Origin of the sequence: Ohessyouella blattaphilus (genome assembly GCF_024721265.1) — a bacterium.
In the GTDB taxonomy this organism is placed as follows: Bacteria; Bacillota; Clostridia; order Lachnospirales; family Lachnospiraceae; genus Aequitasia; species Aequitasia blattaphilus_A.
In genome coordinates, this window is record NZ_JAMXOC010000012.1 from 1 (window position 1) to 13,244 (window position 13,244).

At 45.2% G+C, this 13,244-nt stretch carries 11 protein-coding genes; 2 read left to right on the forward strand and 9 right to left on the reverse strand.

Features of this window, described 5'->3' with window-relative positions:
* Positions 1–87 precede the first annotated feature (87 nt).
* The 5 genes from NHH16_RS08730 to NHH16_RS08750 all read right to left on the reverse strand — a co-directional run bounded on the left by NHH16_RS08730 (position 88) and on the right by NHH16_RS08750 (position 5,731).
* Entirely contained in the window at positions 88–1,560 is a 1,473-nt protein-coding gene (locus NHH16_RS08730; protein ID WP_262069214.1) for a glycoside hydrolase family 32 protein, read from the reverse strand.
* Positions 1,561–1,570: 10 nt separating this feature from the next.
* Positions 1,571–2,419, reverse strand: a complete 849-nt coding sequence (locus NHH16_RS08735; RefSeq protein WP_262069215.1) for a carbohydrate ABC transporter permease — start codon at positions 2,417–2,419, stop codon at positions 1,571–1,573.
* Positions 2,416–3,300, reverse strand: coding sequence for a carbohydrate ABC transporter permease (locus NHH16_RS08740; protein WP_262069216.1), 885 nt, complete (start codon positions 3,298–3,300; stop codon positions 2,416–2,418). The genes NHH16_RS08735 and NHH16_RS08740 overlap by 4 nt, the downstream gene beginning before the upstream one ends.
* A gap of 30 nt (positions 3,301–3,330) precedes the next feature.
* A complete protein-coding gene (locus tag NHH16_RS08745; RefSeq protein WP_262069217.1) occupies positions 3,331–4,644 on the reverse strand; it encodes an ABC transporter substrate-binding protein in 1,314 nt (437 codons plus the stop codon).
* A gap of 103 nt (positions 4,645–4,747) precedes the next feature.
* Complete coding sequence (locus tag NHH16_RS08750; protein ID WP_262069218.1) at positions 4,748–5,731, reverse strand: LacI family DNA-binding transcriptional regulator; 984 nt, start codon at positions 5,729–5,731, stop codon at positions 4,748–4,750.
* 185 nt (positions 5,732–5,916) lie between these two features.
* On the opposite strand from NHH16_RS08750, the gene NHH16_RS08755 reads away from it, so the two are divergent.
* Together NHH16_RS08755 and NHH16_RS08760 are read left to right on the forward strand one after the other, a co-directional pair.
* Entirely contained in the window at positions 5,917–7,683 is a 1,767-nt protein-coding gene (locus NHH16_RS08755; RefSeq protein WP_262069219.1) for an amidohydrolase, read from the forward strand.
* A 14-nt stretch (positions 7,684–7,697) separates the two neighbouring features.
* On the forward strand, positions 7,698–7,907 hold the full coding sequence (locus NHH16_RS08760) for a hypothetical protein (RefSeq protein WP_262069220.1): 210 nt from the start codon (positions 7,698–7,700) through the stop codon (positions 7,905–7,907).
* Positions 7,908–7,918: 11 nt separating this feature from the next.
* On the opposite strand, the gene NHH16_RS08765 is transcribed toward NHH16_RS08760, so the two are convergent.
* From NHH16_RS08765 to NHH16_RS08780, 4 genes are all read right to left on the reverse strand, one after another.
* Positions 7,919–8,599, reverse strand: a complete 681-nt coding sequence (locus tag NHH16_RS08765) for a 3'-5' exonuclease (RefSeq protein WP_262069221.1) — start codon at positions 8,597–8,599, stop codon at positions 7,919–7,921.
* On the reverse strand, positions 8,596–11,910 hold the full coding sequence (locus NHH16_RS08770; RefSeq protein WP_262069222.1) for a DEAD/DEAH box helicase: 3,315 nt from the start codon (positions 11,908–11,910) through the stop codon (positions 8,596–8,598). Before NHH16_RS08770 ends, NHH16_RS08765 begins: the two co-directional genes overlap by 4 nt.
* Before the next feature lie 70 nt (positions 11,911–11,980).
* Positions 11,981–12,970: a nucleotidyltransferase family protein gene (locus NHH16_RS08775; RefSeq protein ID WP_262069223.1), complete on the reverse strand. Its 990-nt coding sequence runs from the start codon at positions 12,968–12,970 to the stop codon at positions 11,981–11,983.
* Positions 12,967–13,239 (reverse strand): DUF1294 domain-containing protein, encoded by a 273-nt coding sequence (locus tag NHH16_RS08780; protein WP_262069224.1) that lies wholly within the window; start codon positions 13,237–13,239, stop codon positions 12,967–12,969. Before NHH16_RS08780 ends, NHH16_RS08775 begins: the two co-directional genes overlap by 4 nt.
* Positions 13,240–13,244: the final 5 nt, after the last annotated feature.

The following is a 13,244-nucleotide window of genomic DNA, read 5'->3' on the forward strand; positions in this document are numbered from 1 at the left end:
GGCGGATTGCGGACTTACACCGGTTAGAAACGTGCGCCGCCAGGCGCACTACAAAGTAAAGAGAGTGCCCCCCGGCACTCTCTTTACTTACCTATTCACTTCTCCGCCTTCCAAAGAAAGCTTCACTTTTCCTGTTACTGTTAAAGCTATATCCTTACCCTTTTCCTTTTCAAAGAAGGTAAAGCTCATCGTCTTTCCGCCATTTAGAAAAACTTCTAAGGACGACGTATCTCTTACCATTTGGAGCTTGAGCTTATGGTTCTGAGGTGGTACTTTAATGCTCCTCGCCCCAAGGCCACCTTCTTCGGCACCAGTGATAACATGACCCGCCTTCTCCCGGGAAACGGTAACCATCTGACTCGCCACATCATAGCTTAAGAGCATGCCTGTATTGCTGCCCTTCGCGTATTCTAGCTGGATATTCTCTGCCTCACTCACATCTAACTCTAGAGACAGATACTGTTGGTCACACACTTGGTTCTTTAATTCGAAGGTCTGATTTTCTATTTCTTTGTCTAGAAGCTTTTCTTCTAGCTTAACGTTTTCATAAAGGCCCGCTACCGGTTCTTGAATTAGGTGCTTATCCACTACTGCTAGCTTCCTAGGAAGACTCATCGAGCCTGCCCAGCCATGTCCCAATTCATTGGTTGGCATCAGCCGTTCCCATAGCTGCATCCACGCAACCATGATTCGTTCACCCCGGTCATTCTCGCACGTCTGTGGCGCATAGAAGTCTAGCCCGCCATCAACTTCGTGATAGTTATCTGGATGAAACTTTCCTTTTTCCCAGTCCATCTGACCGATAAAGGCTACTGCTGAACTGATATTTCTATAAGATAGCCCTTCTGCTTTCATCTGAATCGGCGAGATAATTAAGACGTCTTCGCCGTCTAGCTGGAATAGATCGGGGCACTCCCACATAATCCCTTGGTGGGCTTCGCCTTCTAAGAGAACCGAGTAAAACTTCCACTCTAGCAGATCCTCTGAGCGAAATAGCAGAATCTGGCCGCGATTATCTGCCGTTTTGGCCGCCACCACCGTGTAATAGTAATCCTCTCTGCGAAAAACCTTAGGGTCCCGGAAGTCATCGCTAGTTGCTACACCTGAGAGCTGGCGTTCGTCAATAACCGGGTTTCCTGCGTACTTCTCAAAGTTCACCCCGTCTTCGGAGACAGCCAGACACTGTACTTGGCGGGTGCTCTCCTCCTCTACGTTATGTCCCGTATAAAGAAGATACAGCTTCCCGTCCTTTTCAATCGCGCTTCCGGAAAAGCAACCGTTCTTATCGTAGTCCTCTCCTGGTGCTAGTGCTACTGGGAGGTGCTCCCAGTGGATTAGGTCTTTACTTTTGGCGTGTCCCCAGTGCATCGGGCCCCAGACGCTGTCGTAGGGGTTGTACTGGTAGAACAGGTGGTACTCGCCGCGAAAGAAGACAAACCCATTGGGATCATTAATCCAGCCAAGCGGGGCCATCAAGTGGAATTGATTGCGATATTCTTGGTTGATACTTGAGGCGTTCTTCTCAATATATTGATTTGCCTGTAAAAGCTTCTGTGTCATATACTTACTCCTACTTCAGTCCTGTTCCGGAGCCACCAAGACCCTGGAGGATATATTTTTGCGCCACGATGTAGACGATAATCAGCGGAATGGTAGAAATCGTTAGTACCGCCATCACCTGATTGATATACACGGGCTGAGTGGTGTTAATCGTGGTGATTGCCACCTGCATGGAAAACTTGCTCCGATCCGTTAGGACCATCAGCGGCCAGATATAGTCATTCCAGCTGCTAATAAAAGACAATACGCCGACGGTAGCCACCGCTGGCTTCGACATGGGTAACATAATCCGGAAAAAGATCTTAATAATCCCGGCGCCGTCTAGCTTCGCCGACTCGATAATCTCCTCTGGTATGGCTATAAAGAAGTTGCGGAAGAGGTAGATATTAAAGGCACTGGCCATCGCTGGTAGAACCACTGCCACCCGGCTATTCACCAGGCCTAGTGAATTAACAATGGTAAACTGGGGAATCAATACTGCCTCTACCGGTACGATTAGCAAAGCCAATAAAACGCCGAAGATAAACTTCTTACCGGCAAAATTTATCTTAGCAAAAGCAAAACCGGCTAAGGAATTGATAATAATCGAGCCGAAAGCGAAGGTAAGTCCATAGGTAATACTGTTTAGTAAATACGTGCCAATGCTAAAGCGCTTGATAACCTCTTTATAGGTGGTAAACCACTCCGAAGGGTTTAGACTTGGCAAAAACGCTTTCAGCGAAGACAGATTAAGGTAGACATCTGCCTCAGGCTTCATGGAAGATACCACCATCCAGAGCATAGGGAAGATAAAGACGGCTGCGAGAATAAGAAGAAGCACATATTCAAGAGTCTTTAACGGACTTAGTTTCTTTCTCATACGTCTTCATCCTCCTTTACAAGTTTTCTCTGAACGATTGTGATGAGACCGATCATCGTGGTAAAAATTAGGGCTATCGAGCTAGAGTAGCCAGCCATCCGATCGGTAAATCCGGTTTGGTAGATATAGTAAACCATGGTCATGGTGGAATTCATCGGTCCGCCCTGAGTCATAACCATCGGCTGGACAATCAGCTTAAAGGCCGAAATCAAGGTTGTCAGTAGGACAAAAATCGCGGTGGGCTTTAAAAGCGGCATGGTAATATACCAAAACTGCTCAAATTTCGTAAAGCCGTCAATCTCCGCCGCCTCGTAGACATCCCCCGGGATATTTTGCATACCGCCAAGAAATAGTAGCATCTGGTAACCCGCCCCCTGCCAAGCAGAGACGAAGACAATGGTGTACATCGCCTGCTTGGGGCTGGTAAGGAAGGGCTGGGAAGCAATGCCGATTTTGTTTAATAAGGTATTAATCAGCCCTTCGTTAGGATTCAGTAAGTACAGCCACAAAATAGAGATTACAACTAGGGACATAACTACCGGGGCAAAAAATGCCACTTTAAAAAACATATTCCCTTTTCTTTGCTTGTTCACAATCAGCGCCATGCCAAGAGCCGCGCCTAATTGGGTCGGAATAATCCAAATAACAAACTTGGTGGTATTCCAAATACTTTTAATGAAAATCGGATCAGAAAATAGCCGTTTAAAGTTCTCTAATCCCACAAACTGTCTAGCGTCCGGTGTTAGCAAGTAATAATCGGTAAACCCGTAATAGGCAACCATGCAAACTGGGATAATCAAAAAGATAATCAGTAAAATAAGTGCCGGTGCCAAAAAACCGTATCCCATTATATTTTCTTTCACCTTTTTACTTTTTAACATAAGGTAAGCCCCCTTTACTCTGGGATGGATCTACTTAAGCGAATTGTCAATCGCTTGTTGCATCTCTGTCGCTCTCGTATCCGCTACTTTTTGCACATCCGGATTCTCTTCATAGTAACTAACATCTTGCACTGCTTGTTGGAACGCTCTGGAAACCTGAGGATAAGCTACCACTACCGGTCTAGCGTGTCCAGAGATTTGATTCTGCTCCATCAAGACGCGCATACCATCAGAGACTTCGTCTTTAATAAGTTCAATCGTCGAATTACGAATCGGTAGGACACTGTTGCCTAAGCTGATAATCTTGCTAGATTCTGTATTGGTCGCGTGTTTGATAAAGGCGGCCGAAGCCTCGGTTTTCTCGGTCTTCGTGGTCATTGCTAACTGCCAGCTACCGGTTGGGGATACCAATTCTTTTGTGGTATCTGATACTGGATAAGGTAAAATGCCGTACTCAATGTCTTGGTAGTTTTCTTCTAAATCAGCCATCGCCCAAGAACCGCTTAAAAGCATAGCGTACTTACCAGTTTCAAAGCCTTTTTCAATCGGGCTAATGGTGGTGTAACCATTTTTCACTAAGTCCTGAATAAACTGGAGAGCTTCTACCGTCTTCTTATCATTAAAGTACCCTTCAGCTTCTGTACCCTCAGCGTTTACTACATCGCCGCCGTTTGACCAGACAAAAGGCGTGTAACCGTAGGTCAGCATTTCATCCCCTGAGGCTAATTGCATATCAATGGCTGGTGTTTCGTACTTCGTTGTAATCTTCTTACAGATTGCTTGGAACTCACTCCAGGTCCAAGGATTCTCTAGCGTAGGTAATTGCTCTTCGGTAATACCTGCATCAGCAAACATGGTCTTGTTATAGTAAACACCTACATTGGATTCAGAGAAACCAAAGGCGTACATCTTGCCATCATAAGTCCCTTGCTGAATAATACTGTCAAGGACGTCATCCATATCGGCATCGTCTAGGTACTCATCTAAAGGTGCAATAACACCTGAGTTAGCGTAAGCTGCGGTATTAGGGCCATCTAAGGTAATCACATCTGGTAAGCTATTTGTGGTAATTGCGGCATTCACCTTATCTTCGTAGCCACCGCCGCTACCGCTACGAGGAATGTATTCGGTCACCGCTTTATAGGTTCCCTCATTCTCTTTATTAAAGTTATCTACCACTTCCTGCCAAGCTTTCCCCTCTGGGGTCTCGTCGGAAAATTGTACCCAAACCTTAATCTCTCCTGGATCTTTACTGGCTTCTTCCTTCTTCTCGCCGCCGCAACCGGTCATCATTCCCATCAGTACTGCCGTCACTAAAGCGACAAATCTCATTCTTTTTTTCATCTCGTTCCTCCTTGTTATTTTTTGAAACGTTTCCAGTTTTGATTAAATAAAAATGGAAACGTTTCATTTCCTAATTCGAAGATATCATTTCCTCAAACGAATGTCAATCTTTTTTTAACACTTTCGTTGTTTTTCCTTCGAAAAAGGAAACCGGCACCACCACCCGGCGGGGCTCTTCTTGGTTAAGAATCATAGCCATCATCGTCTTTACAGAGGCTTTTGCCATCTCTTCGATTGGCTGCACAATGGTAGAAAGTAAGTACTCTCTGTCGCTAGAAAGCTTAACTCCATCAAAGCCGATAATCTGATAATCGTAGGGCGCATTTCTGCCGATTCTTTTCATTACCTTCATTACATCTAGGGCCATAAAGTCATTTACCGCTAGAATTCCGTCAATCTCAGGATGGCTTCTAAGGAAGGGCTCTAACTGGCCTTCAAGGTCCTGAATGGGTTCTTTCATATCAAAGATCTGGACCTCTACTCCGCTTTCCTCGCCCCCCTTAGCAAACCCGGCCTTACGGTTGTTGGTTTCATTGGGGTAGGGTGAGATTCCACCAATATAGCATAAATGCCGACACTCTCGATCGATGAGCGCTTTCGCCGCCATCTGCCCACCAAGATAATTGTCGGCAGTTACGTAAGAAACCTGCTCCGAAAAGTGGCGGTCGATGCTGACAAAAGGCAGATTCGACGAGACGTACTGATCGATATCTGAATATGTAATACCGATAATACCGTCCACCTTGCTTTGCTTTACCATCTGAATATACTCTTTTTCCTTCTCCGGATTGCCATCGGCGTTGCACAGAAAAAGCTTATACCCTTTTTTGCTTAAGTTCTCCTCCACGTAGTAGGCGAATTCCGAAAAGAAAGGATGCCAGATCGTGGGTAAGATTAACGCTATGGTATTGCTTCTATTGGTTTTGAGTCCTCTGGCGTATTCATCTGGCTCATAGTTAAGCTCCGCAATCGCTTGCATTACCTTTTCTCTCGTCTTATCTTTTACTTTTACGCCATTGATCACCCTAGAGACAGTGCCTACCCCTACCTCTGCCAGGGCGGCTACGTCTTTCATCGTCGCTTTCATTTGTCTACCGTTCCTTTCTTGACCTCTCTCTGATTTTGTCATTATAACAGAAATTGGAAACATTTCCAATACTACAAAGCCAAGCCATTTAACCGGACTAAGCTGCTCTACCCTTGCACCCTCTTCTGAGAAAAGGTAAAATAGGGATTGAATGTAATACAAACTAACTATGAGGGGGAACCACTATGAAAAAGAAATTGCTACTTACGGCAGGCGTGCTCGTCATGGCGACTAGCCTATTTGCGTGTAAGAAAGAAGCTACCAAAGAAGAGGTCTCTGACATCGTCTATTTTGAAAACGGCGTTGTCTACACCTCTACCGAAGAGGATACCATTGCCGAATCCCTAGCTGTGGAGGATGGAAAGATTGTCTTTGTAGGCTCGGCTAAGGACGGGGAAAGCTACAAAGAAAAAGCGAAAGAGGTGGTAGACCTTGACGGCGGAATGCTAATGCCAGGATTTATCGACGGACACATCCATACTGTAACGCCAAACTTCTTTGACTTTAACCTACTTTCAGATACCGAAGTAGATGCTGCCTTAAAGACGATTGAAACGTATGTAAGCGAGAACCCAGATAAAGAGCTATACTCGGCCTACGGTTACTTAACGAGTATGTTTGAAGGCGAAGAACTAGAAAAAGGTCCTAGCAAAGAACGTTTAGATAAGATTTGTCCTGATAAACCGCTAGCAATCTTCTCTTTTGATGGCCATGCCGCGTGGCTTAATTCGAAAGCTTTTGAATTAAGCCAGATTACCCCCGAGACAAAGGTAACACCAGGCGGAGAAATTCCTTTAACCGCTTCCGGTGAACTTTGGGGCTCCCTAAAGGACAGCGCCTTATCCATGATTGCACCAGAGCTTCTGGAGCTTTCTGATGACAAAGCAGAAGATGTACTCACCGAGTACCAGACCTTGATGAATTCCTACGGTTATACTTCGATTATGGCTTTTCCTGGTAACGGTTTTATGCCTATTCCTTGGAAGGGATTTGCTTCACTAATGGATGAAGACCAGTTAACGCTTCGGGTTCACGGTGCCGGTATCGTCAAGAGCTGGAGCATCGATGAAGACCTAGAAACCGTGAAAAAACTCCACGAAGAATACGATAGCGATCTCCTTGCTTGTACCAGTGCCAAGATTTTTGCTGATGGGGTTATGGATAGCAAGTCTGCTTATATGCTTGCACCCTACGAGGGCGAGCCAGATAACTACGGGGAAACCGCTTGGTCCCAAGACGACCTAAATAAGGTCTTTGTCTCACTAAACGAAGCCAATATCCAAGCGCACGTTCACGCCATTGGCGACGGGGCGACACGCCTAGCGCTAAACGCGGCCGAGTATGCTAAAGAAAACGTGGCTGAGGGGGATTATCGCAATGCTATCACCCACTTACAAATCGTAGCTGATGAAGATAAGCCACGGTTCGGCGAACTAGATGTCTTAGCCGTAACTCAGCCTTACTGGGCCCTTAAGCAACCAGATTATTGGAAAGAAATTGAGCATGCTTCTTTAGGAGACCGTGCCGACACTGAATATCCTTTAAAATCTTTACAAGATGCCGGGGCTACCATCGTGGCCGCCTCTGACTATCCCGTAACGATTGATCCCAATCCATTTATCGCGGTAGAGACTGGAGTTACCAGAAACTTAGCCGATGCTACGCCTTATGGTGTTGAGGAGATTACCGATATGGACGACCCTCAGTGGCTCCTCGCTCCTGAAGAACGCCTTTCTGTAGAGGATATGATTCGCGCCTATACCGTAAACGCCGCCTTTTCCATCTTCTCTGACGATGTAACTGGCACCCTTGAGGTTGGTAAATCTGCAGATTTAATCGTGGTGGATCAAAACATCTTAGAAGTAAATCCGGTAGATATAAGCAATACAAAAGTACTCCAAACCTACCTTCAAGGTAAAAAGGTCTTTGACCGTAATACAAAAGTTGACTAGAGAAAGGACCGCTTATGAAGAACAAACGCCTAGTTATTTTTTCCATTATCATCTTTATCGTGTTTAGTATCACTTTTAGCGTCGGCGTTTTTGCCAATCCCAACTTCAATATTCACGATTTCTGCATGAACCTTGCTTCAGAAATCTTGGGAATGGTAATCGCTTTGGTACTAGTGGAAGCGTATATAAAAGAAAAGACAAAAAAGAAAAATCCCGGGGAATAATCCCCGGGGTTTTATACATTCTGAGTATAACGACAATCTGGAAAGCCTGTACATCCCCAGAACTCTCCGAATCGACCTTTCCTCCGCTGCATAAGCTGACCACACTGGGGACAGGTAAAGGCAGTACCGGCTTCTGGTGCTGGATTCTTTATCTCTCGTCCTAGATGTTCAAAGACTTGCTGGTTCATCCGGCAATCACCAAGGGCCCGGTGAGCATCACTAACACGAATCCCGTAGTGGCTCGCTAGATTCGTTAAAGAATAGCTTTTAAGCTTTGGTAAACACGCTCTTGCCAGAGGCAAGGTATCCACGTAATCATTAGCAATTCCCATGTTCCAGAAATTCATCGCATCTCTACGAATAAATTTCAGATCAAAGGTATGGATATTATGTCCGACTAGCACCTGATTTCCAGTAAAGTCTAGGAACGCTCCTAGGGCCGCCTTAAAGTCCGGGCTATTCTTAACCATACTATCGGTAATCCCGTTTACCCGACTCGCCTGATACGGAATTGGGCGCAGAGGATTCACAAGAGTCGAAAACTCATCGGCCACTCGCCCGCTACTGACCTTTATGGCAGAAATCTCAATCACTTCATCGCTTTTGGTGGACACTCCTGTCGTCTCTAAGTCAAAGACCACGTAGTCCTCCACGTATTTATTTAATTTCTTTCCAACATTTTCACCTATCATAATAACTCCAATAGCTCTTCCTTCGTAAAGCTAGCCGCCGAGATGCCTTCTCCTCCTAAGATTTCATCCGCCAACTGGCTTTTCTGCTCTTGAATCTTCACAATCTTTTCTTCAATCGTATCCTTTGCAATCAGCTTATAGACCGTAACCACGTTATTTTGACCGATTCGGTGAGCCCGGTCGGTCGCTTGGTTTTGCACTGCCTGATTCCACCAAGGATCGTAGTGAATGACGATGTCTGCTGCTGTCAGATTAAGCCCGGTCCCGCCTGCCTTTAGCGAAATGCAGAACACCTCGGCCTTTCCCTGACCAAACTCTTCTACTAGCTGAGCCCTTTTTTCCTTACTGGTGGCACCGGTAAGAACAAAGTGACTAATCTCTTCTGCCGCTAACCGCTGGGTAATAATCGCCAGCATAGAGGTAAACTGGGAAAACAGCAAAATCTTATGGCCGCCTGCCACCGCTTTTTTAATTAGGTCCAGACACAAGTCCAGCTTCACCGATTCCCCTTTGTAGTCTTCAAAAAGGAGCGCCGGGTCACAGCATAATTGGCGAAGCTTCGTAAGTTCAGCTAAAATCTGAATCTTGGAAGTCTTAAACTCAGCATCGCTTTTCTCGTCTAGCAGCATCCGCATCCGCTGCACATGAGCATCGTAAAGCTTTTGCTGAGCACCCGTTAATTTGGCAAAGTAATTCTCTTCTGTCTTCTCCGGTAGCTCGGTTAACACGTCTCGCTTTAGGCGCCTAAGCACAAAGGGCCTAAGCATCTTCTGCAATCGTACCTTGGCCTTTTCATCGTCGTCTTGCACAATGGGTATTTCTATCTCTTCTCGGAACTTCCCGTAAGTATAGAAAAAGCCGGGCATAATGTAATCAAAGATACTCCATAATTCACTTAAGCTATTCTCCACCGGTGTCCCAGTAAGGGCTAGCTTAAAGTCTGCTGAAACTTTTTTTACCGCTTTCGCCACCTGAGTGTTGTGGTTCTTAATATACTGGGCTTCATCGATAACCATCGTTTGAAACTCCATTTCTGAATAGCTATCCAAATCTCGGCGCAGAAGATCGTAAGAGGTTAACAGGATTTCACCAGGTTTCGCTTCCTTTAAAAGCTGGCGGCGCCCAGCGGCCGTTCCTACTACCATCACGCCCTTAAGGCTGGGCGCATACCTTTCTAATTCACTTAGCCAGTTAAAGACTAAAGAAGCCGGTGAGACCACCAAAGACGGCTGTAATTCTCGCCCTTCCTGAAGGGACTGCTCTTGCTCGGATAAGAGGAAGGCAATCACCTGGAGGGTTTTCCCTAGTCCCATGTCGTCGGCCAAGATCCCGCCAAACCCGTTACTCTTAAGAGTCTTAAGCCAGTAAAATCCTTGCTTTTGATACCCTCTGAGAATGTCCTCTAGGGAAGCCGGCACTGTGTATTCGCTATCTTCTACCGTCTTCATGTTACGGATCAGGGCCTTAAATAAATGATCCTTCGTAACCGGCAGCGCCTTTTGCTCCCGGAGCTCGTTATCAAGATAGAGCGCCCGGAACTTCGGCACCTGAAGTACTTCGCCTTTTAACTGTCCGGATCGCAGACCCAAGCCATCATTTAACTCTAATAGAGCCTGCATACTCTCGCTTTCCATATTGACGAAGCTGCCGTTTTTCAGGCGATAAAATTTTTTCTTCCGTTCGTATTTCGATAAGACCTCAAAGAGCTCGGCGTTAGACATTTCCGGCGAAGTCATGGTTATCTCTAGCTTTTCCCCGGCCAGAGAAAGCCCTACGGTTACCTTCGGGGTATACTCTTTCTTCTTAAGGGCGTCCGATACGTACACTTCCCCGATTAGCTGAAGTTTTTCTACCCCTTCGCTTAAGAGCTCATACATCCGGTCCTCATCATCGGCTAAGGCCATTTGCTTCTTTTCGTCGTCAAAGGCATTGCTATAGTGATTAATGACTTTCGCGACCTGAGCTTCGACAAAATAATCTCGAAAGGACTGTTGCTCCTCTTTCTCGTAGATATTATACTTATCCTCCCCGTATACGGCTAACACTTTAATCGTGAGAAAATCCACCTGGGGCAAATCTAGATAGAATTCAAAGGTTACCGGCATGGCATCATAACTAGCAGGATCAAAATTGATATATTCTAACTGATAATGTTCTTCCAGTCGCGGCAAAAGTCCCCGAATAAAGGCAGGAATATCTTCTTCACCTAGATAAAGCTCACCGCTTTCTTGTCGGTATAGGAGCTCACGAAAGTCGCTCACTGCTAGTTGGTCATTCTTGTCCTTTTTGTATATTTTACCTCTATCAAAGTAATAAATCAGATTGTTCGTGTCTATATGGGGCACATAGTAAGTGTCAAGTTTGACACCTGTCCCCTCACCAATAATCCGAAGCTTTTCTTGATAGTCCTCTTCGACTATCTGCCATTTCTTCTCGGCCACTCCGATGACTAACGCATTTAATCTTTGCTCACCTACCGCTTCAAAAAAATGGTCAATATCACTACTTGACGGATCGATATAACGAACTTTCGCATACACTGAGTCGTAACCGTATTGATAAGTGAAGCGAGTTTCTTGGTGCTCTTCTTTATTACGCCGAACCCAGTCTAAGGCAAACTCCACCAAAGGCTTTGATTCTTTCGTAAACATCGCTAGTAAGTGGCGAAATTCCAGCTCTTTTCCATAGGAATAAATCAATCCTTGTTCCATTCGCTCGGCAAACTCGATCAAATCCTTGACCACGTACATGCGGGTAATACCGACCTTAAAATCAATCGTTACATCATAATAAGAAAAGGTAAAGTGTGGTTCAAAGCGTACCTTACCGTAATTCTCCTCTTCTAGCATCACCACCTCTTCGCTTAAGAAGCGATCGCTTTGCAGAATCTCTTTCAGACCTTTCGTTGTCTGTCGCTTCTTCTTTGCCAGCGCTCCTCGAAGACGCTCTAGCGATGGCGGCATAAGTAAGTGATCCTCTTCATAATTATCCTGAAAGTCATTGAGATAGTCTTCGTATTTTAGCAGCGTTGCCACGCAGTGCTTGCAGAGACTGCCGTAGCTTTCAAAGGCTGGGCATTCACAGTAACCGTTTTGAACCGAATTATCCGCCCGATCAAAGGTTAAGTACACTTCGTATTCTTTGGCATAATTCCCAGCCACCTGGGCTTTAATATAATCTACATCTGGCAAGGAATCCACATGTATATCTAACACCTTGTTGCTGCGATAGACACCAGCACCTCTGGTGTATGCCGCTGCTCCTGCAAGATGCTGAATTTGTTCTCTATTAATTCTAATTCTATTTTTCATAATTTTTTCTCTTTATCACTCAATCCACAGTAGTAACCCTAGTATTATAGCACTATGAATTATAAGCTAGCTAGTCAATAAGATCGTTTTGAAACCGTGACAAATGCTCGAATGGCAAAATTAAGCGCCCGCGATAGAGCCCGCATCCATCATTCACTACGCTATTACTACTAGCACCAAACATATTTACATCTACTTTTGCTAGCTCCAGCTCGTGAAGGCGGACGCTTCGCTCATAAGCCTCGTCAAAATAGAGGCATTCGCCTATAGGAATCTCGTCCCTGCGGGTCCGCTCCATTTCTTGCTGCTTCTCATAGCCGATATGATTTGCTGGGCCAATCTCCGCATAGTCATCCATCTCTTTGGTGCGTAGCTGCACTTCGATATAGCATCTGGCCAGATTGTCATAAAGAGTCAAATGAAGAGACTGGTAGCCACTGGCATCGGGATTCTCAATATAGTCTCGGTAATAGGGCCGCAAGCTTTCTTTTAATCTAGCCGAATACCTTCCCCCTTCTAGCTCAGAGACCTGCACCGTAAACCCCCGCTCTTCCAAAAATTCAGGGATAATATTAGCCACCTGATACAGCAAATCCCTCTCGATTTCTTCCCGGTTACCGCCTGGCTTTACATGACACTTTGGCAAAGATACCACAATCCGATAGGCGATCAAATCTCTAAAGCAACTAAGATGCTGCTTTATAGCGGCAATCGACGGATACTTCTTGTATTTTTTGTAGTAATTGTAGATGTACGTAACAATATAGCCGTTAAACTTTCCTTCGGTGCGAATAACCGATTTAATCCGCCCTTTAAAGGTAAAGGCTAGATACGGGTACTCTGCTGCCATCAGCTTATAAAGCTCTCTAATTCTTTGGGACTGAGAAGTTAGAAAGTCATTATGCTCAAGCATATCGATCTGCTGCAAGAGGAAATTGCAATGAACCATGTCAATGCTATTATGATTCGCTAAGGACGCCTTCTTTAGATCCGCCGCGTATTTGCGCAAAATGCTTAACACTGTGTCACCAGAATATAAGTAATCATTTAGAGTTATCATAATCGTCCTCCTACAAAGTATCCACCAATAAGTTGCACCACGAAAATCAAAGGAATGCCAAGAACAAACTTCTTTTTACGGATTTTGTGTCTACAGATATACATTCCCAAGAGACCACCAAGGGAGCCACCAATAATTGTCAGACCCAGTAGCGTCGCTTCGGAGATTCTCGCTCTATGGCGAACCGCTTGGTACTTATCTAGGGTAAAGATAAGAAACGAGATGGTATTAATTGCTAGTAGGTAATATAAGGCTATTTTTGTACCCATACAAC